Here is a 16,021-nt window from a genome sequence, read left to right on the forward strand (position 1 = left end):
CTCATTGGATATGTTGGTTTATTTATCACGCTGGATTATGTAGTCCGCTAGCGCTTCCAGTGCCGAGGTATCGAGAGATTGTGCGGCCAGCAAACTTAACGACCGGCGGGCATCTTCAATTAAATCCCGGGCTTTATTCCGGGCTTGCTCAAGACCCAGAAGTGCAGGATAGGTACTTTTGCCAAGCTGCTGGTCGGCACCCTGACGTTTACCCAATGTTGCAGTATCGCCTACCACATCCAGTATGTCATCCTGAACCTGGAAGGCCAGACCGATACTTTCGGCGTATTTGTCGAGTATTGCCAGGCATTCTCGCCCTTTATCACCTGCGCTTAACGCACCCAGACGAACGGCGGCGCGAATCAATGCGCCGGTTTTGTGGCGGTGAATACGCTCCAGCGCATCCAGCTCAACCTGATGCCCTTCAGCTGCCAGATCCAACGCCTGGCCGCCGCACATACCGGCGATACCGCTGGCCTGAGCCAGTTCAGAGATCATCGCGATGCGGTCACGGTCGGTGACTTCCGGCATCGGGGCGTCGCTGATGATAGAGAATGCCAGCGTTTGCAGCGCATCACCTGCCAGAATCGCATTCGCCTCGCCAAACTTGACGTGGCAGGTCGGCAGACCGCGACGCAGATCATCGTCGTCCATCGCGGGTAAATCGTCGTGCATCAGTGAATAGGCATGGATGCACTCAACCGCGGCGGCGGGGGCATCAAGCGCACTCAGGCTCACGCCAAACATCTGACCGGTCGCATACACCAAAAACGGGCGCAGACGTTTGCCGCCTAATAATGCGCCATATTGCATGGTTTCGACCACGGGAGTGTTCTGAAAGGGCAATGGCGCGATAAAACGGCTCAGTGCCTGGTTAGCCTGCTCAACGCAAGCCTGTAGCTGCTGCGTAAAATCCATTTACTCATTATCCGGTGTAAAAGGCGTGAGGGCGGCGTCTTCACTTTCTGACAGCAGGATTTGCACGCGCTGTTCAGCCTGTTGCAATTTGACTTGTCCCTGACGTGCCAGCTGTACGCCACGTTCGAATTCGTTCAGCGCCTCTTCCAGCGGCAAATCGCCGCTTTCCAGACGGGTGACAATCTGTTCCAGCTCGCTCAGCGCTGTTTCAAAACTGGCGGGCGCTTCATTTTTCTTCGGCATAATGAATGTCTGACTCTCTGTATTGACAGCACAAGACTATGGTAACGGACTCGCACTGATAAGCAAATAACGCGCAATGGTAAGGCGATGTGCACAGGATGACCATGATGGTGGTATACTTGCGCGCCTGGATGCAGCCGCAGGGTGTGGGCTGCTGTATTTTTTCCCATTACAAGTCATTCAGACTTGCCAAAGAACCATTGCCGCCATGAAGTTTATCATTAAATTGTTCCCAGAAATCACCATCAAAAGCCAATCTGTGCGTTTGCGCTTTATAAAAATTCTGACAGGGAACATTCGTAACGTTTTAAAGCACTATGATGAAGACCTTGCCGTTGTCCGTCACTGGGATCACGTTGAGGTTCGCGCTAAAGATGAAAGCCAGCGCCTGGACATTCGCGACGCGTTAACCCGAATCCCGGGTATTCACCATATTCTCGAAGTAGAAGACGTGCCGTTTACCGATATGCACGATATTTTCGAGAAAGCGCTGGTGCAATACCGCGATCAACTGGAAGGAAAAACCTTCTGTGTGCGCGTCAAGCGCCGTGGCAAGCATGAGTTTAGCTCCATTGAGGTGGAACGTTATGTGGGCGGTGGACTGAACCAGCATATTGAATCCGCGCGCGTGAAGCTGACGAAGCCGGACGTGACGGTTAATCTTGAAATCGAAAACGACCGCCTGCTGCTGGTTAAAGGCCGCTATGAAGGTATCGGCGGTTTCCCAATTGGGACGCAGGAAGACGTACTGTCGCTGATCTCCGGTGGTTTCGACTCCGGCGTGTCCAGCTACATGCTGATGCGTCGTGGCTGCCGCGTGCACTATTGCTTCTTCAACCTTGGCGGCGCTGCGCATGAAATCGGCGTTCGCCAGGTGGCGCATTATCTGTGGAACCGCTTTGGTAGCTCACATCGCGTACGCTTTGTTGCTATCAACTTTGAGCCGGTAGTCGGTGAGATCCTGGAGAAAGTCGACGACGGCCAGATGGGCGTGGTCCTCAAACGCATGATGGTACGCGCGGCGTCGAAAGTGGCTGAGCGCTACGGCGTTCAGGCGCTGATAACCGGTGAAGCGCTGGGCCAGGTCTCCAGCCAGACGCTGACCAACCTGCGCCTGATCGATAACGTTTCAGACACCCTGATCCTGCGCCCGCTGATCTCCCATGATAAAGAGCACATTATCAATCTGGCGCGTGAAATTGGTACCGAGGACTTTGCTCGTACCATGCCGGAATACTGCGGCGTGATTTCAAAAAGCCCGACGGTGAAAGCAATTAAGGCGAAGATTGAGGCCGAAGAAGAAAACTTCGATTTCTCGATCCTCGATAAAGTGGTTGAAGAAGCGAACAATATCGATATTCGTGATATCGCCCAGCAGACGCAGCAGACTGTGGTGGAAGTGGAAACCGTGAGCGGCTTCGGCCCGAACGATGTGATTCTGGATATCCGCTCTGTGGATGAACAGGATGACAAACCGCTGAAGGTTGACGGTGTGGACGTCGTTTCTCTGCCGTTCTACAAGTTGAGCACCAAATTCGGCGATTTGGACCAGAGCAAAACCTGGCTGCTGTGGTGTGAACGCGGGGTGATGAGCCGTCTGCAGGCGCTTTATCTGCGCGAGCAGGGCTTTGAAAACGTGAAGGTGTATCGCCCGTAATCGTAGTTTGCCCCGGCTTTCTGTGCCGGGGCAGCACTAATTTTGTGGCTGGAGCGTGGCGACGCTGTTAATCAGTTGATTGGCAATCTGCGGGATGGCTTCGGCGCTGAAAAATCCCATTGTAACCGCAATAGCAATGAGCTCGCCTTTATTGTTCTGAAGCGGACAAGCTATAGATTGCGCCCCTGGGATCCCCTGTGTGGGGTTGTACCGCACGGCATAGCCCTGAGCTATTACCTGTTCAATCAATTTTGTCTGAGCGTTATTCTGCGCCTGGTAACTGGAATAACTCATAAAGATCTGGCCTGCAGCGCTGGCATGCAGCGGGACTGGTGTATTGGGCAGAAAATCAATATCGACGTTACGGAAACTACGGTTGTAGTGTTTGAGTACTAACCCTTTGTCAGAGGCAGCAACAACGCCGGTCGAATGATTAAAGGTATCGCGAAACGTAATCAATACCGCATTGAGTTCACTTATTGTGTCGCGTCTCGTCGCGTGACTTCCTGCCAGTTGTAGCGCGGTTGTCCCCATGCAATAAAGACCCTTTTCGTTTTGGCATAGCATGCCGGTTCGGCATAGTGAGACCAGATACTTGTGTAAACGGCTTTTCGACAGATCACATCCTGCGGCGATATCAATTGCTCTTGCCTGACCATTCTGGCTGGCGACAAACGTCAAAATGCTAACGGCGATATCAACCGAATTTACCCCTTGCGATGTTTCAGCCATATTCGTTCTCTTTTTTAGATATCTCGTGATTATACCATTGAGTCAGAAACCATTACTGCCTTCGCGATTCAAAAAGATGGCTACCTCTAAGTGATTAGATCTTGATATGCCTCAAGTTGATTATTGGTGAACGATGATTCACTAATGGTGAACTCTTGTGGAGGCAAGATCATGGATGCTTTGAGCAATATACGTTTAAAAAGAAGAACTCTGTTAAAAGGGTTCGGTGTAGTGGGGCTAGCGGCATTAGGGCCAACTTTTCTGGGGTTACGTCAGGCCAATGGTGATCCTTTGCCCCGGTTTCGTCTTAAGCAATCGGATTACCAGACATTTCGTTCGACTTGTGCAATGGAATGTTTGCACTGCAACCTGACGGCCTATGTCTGGAAAAATCGCTTAATGAAAATTGAAGCGACGAAAGGCTTTAACGTGAAGTGTTGTTTACGGGGAATTAGCCGCACGAAATGGGTCTACCACCCGTTACGTTTGACGCAACCCTTGCTGCGTACAGGGGAAAAAGGTGAGGGAAAATTTAAGCCGATATCCTGGAATGCTGCGCTGGATCTTATTGAAAAGAAAATCAGGGAAACAATCGCGACTGATGGCAATAAAGGCCTATTACTCACCGCCGCTTCAGGGAATATGGACTCTATCAAAAATGATATGGGTAAAGCTTTTTTTGATTATCTTGGCGGGTCGACAAAGCATGTCGGCTCGTTATGTTGCGCTGCCGTCACTGCTGCGATGATGCCCATGGTGGGGTTACGGTATGCTGATACTCGCGACACCATACAGGAAAGTCGTTATATCCTTTGCTGGGGTAATAACCCGGCCGTCACGATGCATGCTTACTTCAAGGAATATTCATGCGCGCAACGTAACGGGGCGCGAATGGTGGTCATCGATCCGCGATTTAACGAAACTGCAGCAAAAGCGGATGAGTGGGTGCCTATCGTGCCGGGGACGGATATCGCACTGGCGTTGGGGATGATCAACATTATTATGCAAGAAAAACGCTATGACGCGGATTTTCTGCGGGCACGTACCGGTGCGGTTTATCTGGTTGATGGACACCAGAAATTGATGCGAGCCGATCCGCAGGATACAGACAGCTATCTGGTGTTTGATACCCTGACACAAAGCGTGAAGCGACATGATGCGCCAGGCGTCGTGCCTGCGTTGCTGAATGATGAACTGCCCGACGGGAGCGATTTCTCTACCGTACTGGATAACGTTTGGGCGCAGGCGAAGCCCTGGACAGCGCAGAAAGTAGAGGAAGAAACAGATGTGCCAGCGCAAACTGTGTTACGACTGGCGCGAGACTATGCTTCTACGCAACCTGCGATGATTGTTCAGAATATGTCTGGTGCGCAGAGAACCGAGTTTGGTACTTACGTAGCAGCCAGCCAATTTTATCTGGCGTTGATAACCGGCAATATCGGCAAGCCTGGTGCCGGGGTCTGTGATGCGGGTGGGGTCAGGCAAATGGCGAATTTTTCACCCATCATCCCCCCGGCCCCCAATGCAGCCAAAATTCCATCAATCCCCATTTCCAAAATTGGGGACTGGATTGTTCACGAAAAACCACACTCGATTAAATTCTGGTGGAATATGACGCTGGGCGCGATGACACAGTTGCCGAATACAAACCAGGTCAGAGAAGCCTTTAAAAAAGTACCGTTTGTGGTGGTTGCGGACAACCTGATGAGTTCGTCTGCACTGTATGCCGATCTGGTACTTCCCGTGACAACTATTTTTGAAGATGTCAGTTTAATGGCGGGGGTACGCAGCCATTATGTACAACTCATGGAGAAAGCGGTAGAGCCTCCGGGAGAAGCTAAACCGGATTACTGGATTTTTGCACGTCTGGCCGAGCGTTTTGGGTTTGGCGAAGTCTTTAACCAGCCCATTGAGCATTACATCGATACTTGTCTCAAAGGTTCAGGTATCAACCGTGAGATGCTGAAGAAAGGGCCGGTATGTCCCGTTGAAGAGGATTGGATCCCCTTTAAGGATGGGAAGTTTCGTACCTCAACCGGAAAGGCACATTTTTATATTGAGGAATGGGCCAAAAAAGACTTCTTGCCGGTGGTGACCTGGAAACAGGTGAAAGAGTCGGTGAAAGGTTCGCCTGAACTGGCAAGCAAGTATCCGTTAATGGCGGTACAGCGCAAACTGGCACGTAGCGTACATTCGAGCCACGGTATGAATGAATGGATCCTAGAAATTCAACGCAATCGTCCGAATGTGATGATTCATCCCGAAGATGCCCGTAATCGTCAGATCCAAGCCGGAGAGTGGGTTGTTGTTTTCAATCATCGTGGAGAGCACAGGGCAATTGCTGATGTTACGACGCATATAAAACGGGGGGTTGTGAGCCTGGATAACGGTTGGTGGGAGCAACAGGGTGGGAGTAGCAGCCATGTCACCAACGATCAGGTCGAGCTGCTGGGTAATGGACACTGTTGTAACAGCACGCTGGTTGACGTTAGAAGGGAGGCATAACCATGGCTAAACAGTATGGATTTCTTATCGATATGCAGAACTGCTATGGCTGTAAGACCTGCAGTATGGCCTGTAAATCGGAAAATATGACGCCGCTTGGCGTGCTATGGCGCCGGGTACGTGAGCGTTGTACCGATGAGCCCAATACTCAAGCATTTATCAGTATGTCATGCAATCACTGCGACGATCCTCAGTGTATGAAAGTGTGCCCTGCCGGAACCTATACCAAACGGGCTGACGGTATTGTTGTCCAGGACCATGACCGTTGTATTGGTTGCCGAATGTGTATTATGGCCTGCCCCTGGAGTGCGCCAGTTTATGATGCGCAAGAGGGGAAAACCAGTAAATGTAATCTGTGTGCAGAACGACTGGATGAAGGGTTGCAACCACGCTGTGTGGAATCTTGTCCTGCGAGTGTATTACGGTTTGGTGATATAGACGAACTTCGCAAAGAACATACAACACAGTGGACGGTACTGGAGAAGCGTTACAATCTGCCAGATCACAATATTAGTAAGCCCAATATTGTGATTATTGCGCCACGGGACTGAGGAGAGAGAAATGGAACACTATGAATTGCCATTGGTCTTTTTTACGGTCTTCGCTCAATGGGGGATTGGCGGTGTTCTGGCACTAACATTGTGTCAGAATTTTGGCACGCTGAAATTCAATGCTGAACAATATCGTCGGCTGGCGTTGTTATTTTGGGTCATCACTGTGCTGGGTTCTTTGGCATCCCTTGTACACTTGGGAACACCTACTGGCGCATACCGTTCAATAGCTGGGTTGGGAATATCCTGGTTGAGCCGGGAAGTGGTGGCATTTATCGTATTGAATGCCGTAATATTTTGTTGGCTAGCGCTATGCTGGCTCAAGCCTGGGCACCCGGGAGTGAATCTTCTGGGGGGCGTAACGGCGCTTGTTGGCCTGGTGTCAATTTTTGTGACGTCTCAGGTCTATTACCAAATGGCACTACACCCGCTTTGGCATACTCTAGCCACGCCGCTTGGCTTTCTGGCAACGGCGGTGTTGCTTGGTTTTATGAGCGTGGCGGTGGCGTGCGGTTATTGGTATAAATCCTCTTCAAAGGTATGCAATGCGGGGATTATAATTGGAATCGTGTTGTCCACGAGTGGGTTGTGGTTCCGCTATCATATCCCTGGCGCTGATGCGTCAAGCCCTCTGCTTTGGTGGCAGTTATTTGCCAGTATTTGCGTTGCTATATGGGGAATATCGCGCCTGAACTATGGTACACAGAGCTGGGCGTGGGTGGCGTTAATTGCGACGGGAGAGTTGGCGGGAAGAATGCTGTTTTACAGTAATGTCATGAGCGGGGCGCCCTGGTTCTAAATCTTTTGCCGGATGGCAGCAACCATCCGGCAAGCTCACTTACTCGTAGTAGTTATAAATTCCCGCAGCCATCACCAGTTGTGACGCCACCTCGTGGGCTTTTTCGCGACTCACCAGCAGATCAATAATCTTTAAACCGAAATCGATTGAGGTTCCCGGTCCCTGGCTGGTTAACAGGTTAACGCGCGGATCCCACACGACGCGTTTGTCCTGCCATTGATCGGCGGGGATCTTGTCTTTCAGCGCCGGAAAACCGGTCATGTTACCGATGGGGAAAATGCCGTGCGGGACGAGGACGGTGGCGGCAACTGCACAGATTGCCGCGACAATGCGTCCGGAGCGATGAAACTGCTTCACGGTTTCGACCAGCAGAGGGCTGTCGCGAAAACACTCGGCGCCTTTAATACCGCCAGGCAGTACGATAATGTCAAAATCGCCGTCGGCAACGTCGACTAATGGCGCATCCGCCAGTAGTTTTACTCCCCGTGAGCACACTATAGTCAGGTCGCCATCGCTGGCGACGCTGGCGGTTGTGACCTTAATTCCGCCGCGAACCAGCAGATCGATAGTAGTCACCGCTTCGGTTTCTTCACTACCAGGGGCGAGACATACCAGTGCTTGAGCGCTCATACTCACTTTCCTTTCTTTTAACCATTTCAAACAGGCGGGCGTTTTCCGGGACGGCGATGCCGTGCGCGCGTGCGCGTTTTAACAAATAACCGGTAATGTAGTCGATCTCAGTATGGCGCATGGCGCGAATGTCCTGCAGCATAGATGAGATATTTTCCGCCGTACTGTCAATCACTTGCTCGACATAATAACGTAAATCATCCGCTGATGTGTGGTGGCCTTCGCGTTCGATGACCGCTGCCACTTCCTCGCAGATGAGCGCTATTTTTTCCGGATGGTGACGCAGCTCGCCGTTTGGGCAATCCCATAATGCGGTCAGCGGGTTAATGACGCAGTTGACGGCCAGCTTGCGCCACAGCTCGGCGCGAATGGTGTTGTGCCAGGCGACGTCCGGCAGCACCTCTTGCAGGGTTTCAGCCAGATAGCTGAAATCGCCGTCTTGCTCACGCGCCGGCCCAATACGCGTTGTTCCCTGAGCGACATGAATGATGACGTTCCCGTCACGGCGTGCTGCGTGGGTGGTGGTTCCCATCAGCAAGGGTTGCTTAATGTTATGTAACTCTTCAATCGTCCCCATGCCGTTGTGAATAAGCAGAATGGGCGTGGTTTCAGGCAGAATTGCAGACAGGCCTTTTACCGCATCAGAAACCTGCCAGGCCTTCAGGGTGACCAGCAGCAGGTCGCTTTTTGCCAAAAAGTCGGGGTCATTTGCCGTCAGGGATTCATTAAAAACTGAGCCATCCGTGTCGATCAGGTTTACGCTGCAGTAGGGTTGCGGTACGCGTAGCCACCCTTGCACCTCATGTCCATGTTTGCACAGCGCTGTAAGCCATAGCTGTCCTAACGCTCCACATCCCAGTACGGTAATTTTCATTCTTCCTCCTCACCTGCAACAGCACCAGGTGTTAATCCATATCGACCGCACCCCATTATTGTTCGCAGATGTCACTACCACGTACAATGAAAGGATACAGCCTAGTATAGCGCTGTCTGTTGAGTAACTTTGCAGGTATTATGCTTCGCATCAAAAATGAAGGGAGAGGAAAAGATGCCATCTTTCGATATTGTCTCTGAAGTTGATCTTCAGGAAGCCCGTAACGCGGTGGATAACGCAAGCCGTGAAGTCGAGTCACGCTTTGATTTTCGTGGCGTTGAAGCCACTTTTGAGCTGAATGAGTCAAATAAGACGATTAAGGTGCTGAGCGAATCTGATTTTCAGGTTAATCAGCTGCTGGATATTTTGCGTGCCAAGCTGCTGAAACGCGGTATTGAAGGCACGTCGCTGGACGTACCAGAGACTTTCGTGCACAGCGGTAAAACCTGGTTTGTTGAAGCTAAGCTGAAGCAGGGCATTGAAAGCGCGGTGCAAAAGAAAATCGTTAAGCTGATCAAAGACAGCAAGCTGAAGGTGCAGGCGCAGATTCAGGGTGAAGAAATTCGTGTGACCGGTAAGGCGCGTGACGATCTGCAATCCGTCATGGCGCTGGTTCGCGGTGGCGATCTCGGCCAGCCGTTCCAGTTTAAAAACTTCCGCGATTAAGTCGTAATGCCTGATCCGGCCTACAGGTCGCACACGCTATTTGTAGGCCGGACGAGACGTTAGTTACCATCCGGTAATCATCACGTCTGGCTGATGGTCTGCTCAACCTCAAACCGATTGGTGACTTTGCTGTCGATTTTCACGTAGGCCGAATGCTCTTTCGCCACAATTAACACTTCGCTTATTCCTTCTTTTGCCAGCAGGCGCTGCTTCAACGTGTCATCCGCGGCAATCTCTGGTGGGATTTCCACGCGCAGGCTGCTGACGTACGGCGGTTCTTTCATTGTGCTTGCCACCAGTAACCAAATGGCTGCCAGCAACGCGCCTGCCAGGAATACCGCCTGACCATCAAACATTTCGACCACCCAACCACCGAGCGAACCGCCAATCGCCACGCCAAGAAACTGGCTGGTGGAGTAAACGCCCATCGCCGTGCCTTTATAACCTGCAGGTGATTCTTTGCTGATAAGCGAGGGGAGAAGGGCTTCCATCAGGTTAAAGGCGAGGAAGAAAATCTGCACGCCCGCAATCAGACCCCAGAAACGAATGTTAGCGCTCCACAATACAATCTCTGCAATAAGGATCAGTAACACGCAGGCGAGGAATACGCGTTTCATCTTGCGCTTCACTTCGGCGTAAATGATGAACGGCACCACGGAAACAAAGGACAGCAGCATCGTCACCAGATAAATTTTCCAGTGTTCTGCGGCGGGGAAACCGGCTTTCGCCAGTTGTCCTGGTAACGCGACGAAAGTGGACATCAGCAAAATGTGCAGGCACATGATGCCAAAATTAAGCTTCAGCAGTTTGGGCTCCGCCAGCACTTTGCTGAAACTATCTTTTACCATCCCCGACTCGCGATTCAGCACATGGCTGGTGCTATTGGGAACGACCCAAATGGTCAGCACGATACCGGTGGTGGCAAGGGCGGCAATCATCCAGAACAGCGCGTGGAGCCCCAGCGCATGGGTAACGATTGGCCCCAGCACCATCGCAATGGCAAAGGTGATACCAAAGCTGACGCCGATAAACGCCATCGCTTTGGTGCGGTTTTGCTCGCGGGTTAAGTCGGAAAGCAGCGCCATCACGGCGGCGGCAATCGCGCCAGAGCCTTGTAGGGCGCGGCCAAGAATTATTCCCCAGATTGAATCGGAGAGCGCGGCAATCACGCTGCCGAGAACGAATACCGCCAGTCCGCCGACAATAAGCGGCTTACGGCCAATGCGGTCAGAAAGCAGACCAAAGGGGATCTGGAAGACGGCCTGTGCCAGGCCGTAAATGCCGATGGCAAGGCCTATCAGCGCTTCACTGGCGCCCTGTAGCGCCATACCGTACGTGGTCAGAACCGGCAGAACCATAAACATGCCAAGCATGCGCAACGAGAATACGGTCCCTAAACCCCAGGTGGCGCGCAACTCACCGGGCGTCATTTTGTAATCGTTCATTCCCACCTCTGTATTAATTTCGCGCCTAGTGTAAAGCGGGGAAGGAGTGCGGTAAACCTCTACGATATGTGGAATTGTGTAGCGCGGAAACTTAAATAGTTACAGTTGCAACTAATTTACTTGCGATAATTACAGGTGTAGTCTTTTTGTGGTTATTTCTAATGGAAAGAGGGAAAAGGAAAATGGTATTTCGTAATAAATATCACCAATTGATTCAGGCTGATGACGGTATTCAATGGACATCATTCTAATGAGTATTCAAGACGATGTGTTAAAGCTTTTCAGGGAAGAAATACCCGGGTATTTGGATGAAAACTGGAAAGAGGTTCCTTTAGAACTCGACTCAGAACTATTTGATGTCCCCGGTGATGACCTCCACAGTGCTCTGACTCGATATGAGAAAGAGTTTAAAGTCGATTTATCATGTGTGAACTGGAAACCGTATTATCCGTGGCACAATTTGCCACTATTCACTAGATGGTTCAAAGCTAAATGGGAAGAAGTAGAAGGCACACGTTTACCTTTAACCGTAAGGATGTTTGCGGAGTCAGCAGAGGCGGGGAAATGGTTGTTTGAGATCTGGCCTGATGAACAAAAAGACGAGACCTGACGCTGTCAAAATCGGGTAGTAAATAAAAAGGATGCCGAAGTACCCTTTTAGCATTCGCTGAATTTACCCAACCAAGGCCAACAGGGTGTATGAATAATACATCATAAAGTCTAATGATATCATGATATTAGTACGACTAAAGATCGCATACAGTGGACATCTTTCTGATGAGAAATTATGAAGCTGAAGTTATTGAGTACATCATGAAGAATTACCCAATCAGGGAACGCTGGTTTAGACCTGGTCTTAGGCAGGTTACTAAAGAATGGACTCTGGAGGATGATTTTCAGTTTGTTCCGGAAGATGCATATGATTTTTTAGCTGATTTATTTGAACATTTTGATATTGAATATTCGAATTTTGATGGGAGGAATTATATTGAACAAGAATACCCTTTCTGGAAAAAAGAGCCTCCCGATATTGAGTTAAAACCTCTGACAGTTGGGATGATTATTGAGTCAGCAAAGGCCGGGAAATGGCTATATGATTGAATAGCTTTCTTGCCAATAAAAAGGGTGCCGAAGCACCCTTTTCGTATCAGCAGATTTTACCAGACGTAAGTCAGCAGGTTCTGCGAGTTTGGCACCATAAAGTCGACGGACATCATCACGGAAAGCGCGGTAATGGCGATGATGGAGAAACCGAACAGCTTGCGCGCCCAGACTTTGTCATCTTCCACTTTATAACCGCGCAGCGCCATGCCCAACCACCAGACGCTCACCGCCGCAGCAACAATCAGGTATTTATAACCTGCATAGCCGCCCAGGGTTAGCATCAGTGTGGCGATAGCAAATGCCACGATGTACAGCGTGATATGGTTTTTCGCGACTGAAATACCTTTCACCACCGGCAGTACCGGGATGTTGGCAGCCTGATAATCCTTAAAGCGGAAAATCGCAATCGCGTAAGAGTGCGGCATCTGCCACAGGCTGAAAATAGCCAGCAGAATCAGCGCACCGCTATCGAACTCACCGGTTACGGCGCAGTAGCCAATCACCGGTGGTGCTGCGCCGGAGAGTGAGCCAATCAGCGTGCCATAAACGGAATGGCGCTTCATGTACAGGCTATAGACGCCCACATAGACCACGAAGCCCATTACCCCCAGCCAGCAGGCCAGAGGGTTCGCGCCAAACCACAGCAGCATAAAACCAGCAATACCCAGCAGGGTGGCGTATACCAGCGAGACCGCAGGGGAAATCAGACCTTTAACCAGTACGCGGTTTTTGGTCCTCTCCATCTTCCTGTCGATATCCCTGTCGATGTAGTTGTTAAATACACAACCCGACGCCACAACCAGTGACACCCCAACCAGCGTGTAGATAAACAGGGGATAATCAATGCTGCCTTTCGAGGCCAGCAGGAATCCCCCAATCACCGAGATCAGGTTGCCAAAGATGATGCCTGGTTTCGTTACTTGCAGGTATTGCTTAAACATCATAATCGCCGCTCTTAGTGCATCATCATGTTGTAGTTAAGGTTCCACATAATCCAGATGGAGCCCACAACCAGGATGGCGATGATTAGCACAGTAAAGACAAAGGCCGTCATGTTCCAACCTTCATCAGATTTGCTATTCATGTGCAGGAAGCACACCAGGTGCACCAGAATCTGTACCACTGCCATTGCCAGAATAGTTCCCAGAATGACGGCCGGAGAGGCAGAACCTGTCATCACCATCCAGAACGGAATGACCGTCAGGATGATCGACAGGATAAAACCTGTCATGTAGGTTTTTACGCTGCCATGGGATGCGCCGCCGCTCTCGTTAGCATGACTCATTACATCGCCCCCATCAGATAAACAACAGTGAACACACAGATCCATACCACATCCAGGAAGTGCCAGAACAGGCTCAGGCACATGATGCGGGTACGGTTAGTACTGGTCAGGCCGCGACGAGCCACCTGCACCATCAGCACCGCCATCCAGATAAGACCGGAGGTGACGTGCAGACCGTGCGTGCCGACCAGCGCGAAGAACGCAGACAGGAAGCCGCTGCGATCCGGGCCCATACCGTTAACAATCAGGTGATGGAATTCATAGAGTTCCATCCCGATGAATCCGGCACCGAACAAGAAGGTCAACGCCAGCCAGGAAATAACCTGGCTCTTGTTGTTCTTGTACATAGCGATAGCCGCCATGCCGTAAGTAATGGAGCTGAATAACAGCAGGAATGTTTCAACCAGAACGAACGGCAGTTCAAAAATGTCCTTACCTGTTGGGCCACCTGCGGTGCCGTTCACCAGAACGGCATAGGTTGCAAACAGAATAGAGAACAGAATGCAGTCGCTCATCAGGTAGATCCAAAATCCGAAGATCTTGGTCTGGCCTGCATCGTGGTGCCCGTGTTCGTGCGCGTGGGCAGTCGCGTGCGTTAAAGTATCAGTTGCCATTTTTCAGCCCTGCCTTAGTAATCTCATCGAAATGCTGGTTTTCCAGTTTTTCGACTTCCGGGACCGGCACGTAGTAATCCACGTCTTCATCAAAGCTTTTCACAATCCAGCTGATGATCATGCCTGCGAAGCTTGCAATCGCCAGCCACCAGATATGCCAGATCATGGCGAAACCAAACAGTGTCGCGAAGGCGGTAATGACGATACCGGCACCGCTGTTCTTCGGCATATGAATTTCTTCATAGTGCGCAGGCTGCTTGTACGCTTCACCTTTTTCTTTCATTTCCCAGAAGGCATCACGCTCGTGAACGTGCGGCACAACGGCAAAGTTGTAGAACGGAGGTGGGGAAGAGGTTGCCCACTCCAGCGTACGGCCACCCCATGGGTCACCGGTCAGGTCACGGTTCTGCTCGCGGTCGCGAATAGAAACGTAAATCTGAATCAGCTGGCACAGGATACCCAGTGCAATCAGTGCAGCACCGCAGGCGGCAACGACCAGCATTGGATGGAACTGCGGGTCAATCTGCTGGCTGAGACGACGGGTCATCCCCATGAAGCCCAGCACGTACAGCGGCATAAATGCCACGAAGAAGCCGATGATCCAGAACCAGAATGCGCGTTTACCCCAGGTTTCGTTCAGCGTGAAGCCAAACGCTTTTGGCCACCAGTAGGTCATACCTGCGAAGCAGCCAAATACGACGCCGCCGATGATAACGTTATGGAAGTGCGCAATCAGGAACAGACTATTGTGCAGTACGAAGTCCGCACCCGGCACCGCCAACAGTACGCCGGTCATGCCGCCGACTGAGAAGGTCACGATAAAGCCAATTGTCCACAGCATCGCTGAGTGGAATACAATACGGCCCTGATACATAGTGAACAGCCAGTTGAAGATCTTCACCCCGGTCGGGATGGCGATAATCATGGTGGTAATACCGAAGAAGGCGTTTACGTTAGCGCCGGCACCCATGGTGAAGAAGTGGTGCAGCCAAACAACGAACGACAGAACGGTGATACACACGGTTGCCCACACCAGCGAGGTGTAACCAAACAGGCGTTTACGCGAGAAGGTTGCAGCGATTTCGGAGAATACCCCGAAGACCGGCAGAACCAGAATGTACACTTCCGGATGGCCCCAGGCCCAAATCAGGTTGATGTACATCATCATGTTGCCGCCCATATCGTTGGTAAAGAAATGGGTGCCCAGATAGCGATCCAGGGTCAGCAACGCGACGGTGACAGTCAGGATTGGGAAAGAAGCGATAATCAGGATGTTCGCACACAGAGACGCCCAACTGAATACCGGCATCTTGAACATGGTCATACCTGGCGCACGCATCTTAATGATGGTCACAAAGAAGTTGATACCGGTCAGCGTTGTACCAATACCGGACAACTGGACTGCCCATATCCAATAATCGACCCCGACGCTTGGACTGTACTCTATTCCCGAGAGCGGCGGATACGCCAGCCAACCGGTCTGAGCAAATTCACCTACGCCCAGAGACAGGTTAACCAGGATTACGCCGACAACGGTGAACCAGAAGCTCAGGTTGTTCAGGAATGGGAACGCAACGTCACGTGCGCCGATCTGCAGCGGAACCACCAGGTTCATCAGACCGATAACAAATGGCATTGCCACGAAGAAGATCATGATCACGCCGTGAGCCGTGAAGATCTGGTCGTAGTGGTAAGGAGGCAGGAAGCCCGCTTCACCTGCAGAAGCCAGCGCTTGCTGACTACGCATCATGATGGCGTCGGCAAAGCCACGAATCAACATGACGATTGCGACGATGACATACATGATGCCAAGGCGTTTGTGGTCAACCGAAGTCAGCCACTCTTTCCACAGGTAGGTCCACTTACCGAAGTAAGTGATTAGGCCCAGTAAGGCCGCACCACCGATGATAATGGCAGCGATCGTAACCATGACAATGGGTTCATGGAACGGCACTGCATCCAGCGTCAATTTTCCGAACATCGTATTCTTCCTCGGCC

17 protein-coding genes are annotated in these 16,021 nt (G+C 51.2%); 7 read left to right on the top strand and 10 right to left on the bottom strand.

The genetic code is table 11. The features are described 5' to 3' along the window. Positions 1–18: 18 nt before the first annotated feature. Positions 19–918: a (2E,6E)-farnesyl diphosphate synthase gene (ispA, locus tag OGX91_RS12010; RefSeq protein ID WP_286626370.1), complete on the bottom strand. Its 900-nt coding sequence runs from the start codon at positions 916–918 to the stop codon at positions 19–21. Further along, complete coding sequence (xseB, locus tag OGX91_RS12015) at positions 919–1,161, bottom strand: exodeoxyribonuclease VII small subunit (protein ID WP_005125145.1); 243 nt, start codon at positions 1,159–1,161, stop codon at positions 919–921. Positions 1,162–1,369: 208 nt separating this feature from the next. Between xseB and thiI the strand changes: the two genes are divergently transcribed. Beyond that, positions 1,370–2,818 (top strand): tRNA uracil 4-sulfurtransferase ThiI, encoded by a 1,449-nt coding sequence (gene thiI, locus OGX91_RS12020; protein WP_286626371.1) that lies wholly within the window; start codon positions 1,370–1,372, stop codon positions 2,816–2,818. Positions 2,819–2,854: 36 nt separating this feature from the next. On the opposite strand, the gene OGX91_RS12025 is transcribed toward thiI, so the two are convergent. Next, complete coding sequence (locus tag OGX91_RS12025) at positions 2,855–3,550, bottom strand: helix-turn-helix domain-containing protein (protein ID WP_005125148.1); 696 nt, start codon at positions 3,548–3,550, stop codon at positions 2,855–2,857. A 171-nt stretch (positions 3,551–3,721) separates the two neighbouring features. Here OGX91_RS12025 and OGX91_RS12030 point away from each other — a divergent pair, with 171 nt between their 5' ends. Genes OGX91_RS12030 through OGX91_RS12040 form a run of 3 tightly spaced genes read left to right on the top strand, consistent with a single transcriptional unit; the run spans position 3,722 to position 7,405 of the window. Beyond that, entirely contained in the window at positions 3,722–6,055 is a 2,334-nt protein-coding gene (locus tag OGX91_RS12030) for a molybdopterin-containing oxidoreductase family protein (protein ID WP_040232720.1), read from the top strand. Between the two features lie 2 nt (positions 6,056–6,057). Continuing rightward, positions 6,058–6,606, top strand: a complete 549-nt coding sequence (locus OGX91_RS12035; RefSeq protein ID WP_005125151.1) for a 4Fe-4S dicluster domain-containing protein — start codon at positions 6,058–6,060, stop codon at positions 6,604–6,606. A 10-nt stretch (positions 6,607–6,616) separates the two neighbouring features. Further along, on the top strand, positions 6,617–7,405 hold the full coding sequence (locus tag OGX91_RS12040; protein ID WP_040232719.1) for a dimethyl sulfoxide reductase anchor subunit family protein: 789 nt from the start codon (positions 6,617–6,619) through the stop codon (positions 7,403–7,405). Positions 7,406–7,444: 39 nt separating this feature from the next. Here the strand turns inward: OGX91_RS12040 and yajL are convergent, their stop codons facing one another. Next, complete coding sequence (gene yajL / locus OGX91_RS12045) at positions 7,445–8,035, bottom strand: protein deglycase YajL (RefSeq protein WP_286626375.1); 591 nt, start codon at positions 8,033–8,035, stop codon at positions 7,445–7,447. Next, the gene (gene panE / locus OGX91_RS12050) at positions 7,998–8,909 is read right to left on the bottom strand and encodes a 2-dehydropantoate 2-reductase (RefSeq protein WP_003021593.1); all 912 of its coding nucleotides are present in this window, start codon (positions 8,907–8,909) and stop codon (positions 7,998–8,000) included. The genes yajL and panE overlap by 38 nt, the downstream gene beginning before the upstream one ends. Before the next feature lie 174 nt (positions 8,910–9,083). On the opposite strand from panE, the gene OGX91_RS12055 reads away from it, so the two are divergent. After that, complete coding sequence (locus OGX91_RS12055; protein ID WP_003831002.1) at positions 9,084–9,575, top strand: YajQ family cyclic di-GMP-binding protein; 492 nt, start codon at positions 9,084–9,086, stop codon at positions 9,573–9,575. Positions 9,576–9,655: 80 nt separating this feature from the next. Here OGX91_RS12055 and OGX91_RS12060 read toward each other — a convergent pair whose 3' ends face one another. Then, positions 9,656–11,020, bottom strand: coding sequence for an MFS transporter (locus tag OGX91_RS12060; protein ID WP_286626376.1), 1,365 nt, complete (start codon positions 11,018–11,020; stop codon positions 9,656–9,658). Between the two features lie 235 nt (positions 11,021–11,255). Here OGX91_RS12060 and OGX91_RS12065 point away from each other — a divergent pair, with 235 nt between their 5' ends. Together OGX91_RS12065 and OGX91_RS12070 are read left to right on the top strand one after the other, a co-directional pair. Further along, entirely contained in the window at positions 11,256–11,630 is a 375-nt protein-coding gene (locus tag OGX91_RS12065) for a DUF1493 family protein (protein WP_040232711.1), read from the top strand. Positions 11,631–11,797: 167 nt separating this feature from the next. After that, on the top strand, positions 11,798–12,121 hold the full coding sequence (locus tag OGX91_RS12070; protein ID WP_005125159.1) for a DUF1493 family protein: 324 nt from the start codon (positions 11,798–11,800) through the stop codon (positions 12,119–12,121). A 56-nt stretch (positions 12,122–12,177) separates the two neighbouring features. On the opposite strand, the gene cyoE is transcribed toward OGX91_RS12070, so the two are convergent. Genes cyoE through cyoB form a run of 4 tightly spaced genes read right to left on the bottom strand, consistent with a single transcriptional unit; the run spans position 12,178 to position 16,004 of the window. Beyond that, positions 12,178–13,068: a heme o synthase gene (gene cyoE / locus OGX91_RS12075; RefSeq protein WP_137378452.1), complete on the bottom strand. Its 891-nt coding sequence runs from the start codon at positions 13,066–13,068 to the stop codon at positions 12,178–12,180. An 11-nt stretch (positions 13,069–13,079) separates the two neighbouring features. Further along, entirely contained in the window at positions 13,080–13,409 is a 330-nt protein-coding gene (locus OGX91_RS12080; RefSeq protein WP_003021607.1) for a cytochrome o ubiquinol oxidase subunit IV, read from the bottom strand. Further along, positions 13,409–14,023 carry a cytochrome o ubiquinol oxidase subunit III gene (locus OGX91_RS12085; RefSeq protein WP_003021608.1) on the bottom strand — a complete coding sequence of 205 codons (615 nt, stop codon included), beginning with the start codon at positions 14,021–14,023 and terminating at the stop codon, positions 13,409–13,411. The genes OGX91_RS12080 and OGX91_RS12085 overlap by 1 nt, the downstream gene beginning before the upstream one ends. After that, positions 14,013–16,004, bottom strand: coding sequence for a cytochrome o ubiquinol oxidase subunit I (gene cyoB / locus OGX91_RS12090; protein WP_286626379.1), 1,992 nt, complete (start codon positions 16,002–16,004; stop codon positions 14,013–14,015). The genes OGX91_RS12085 and cyoB overlap by 11 nt, the downstream gene beginning before the upstream one ends. Positions 16,005–16,021: the final 17 nt, after the last annotated feature.

The organism is Citrobacter sp. Cpa228 (assembly GCF_030333085.1).
Classification (GTDB): Bacteria; Pseudomonadota; Gammaproteobacteria; order Enterobacterales; family Enterobacteriaceae; genus Citrobacter; species Citrobacter pasteurii.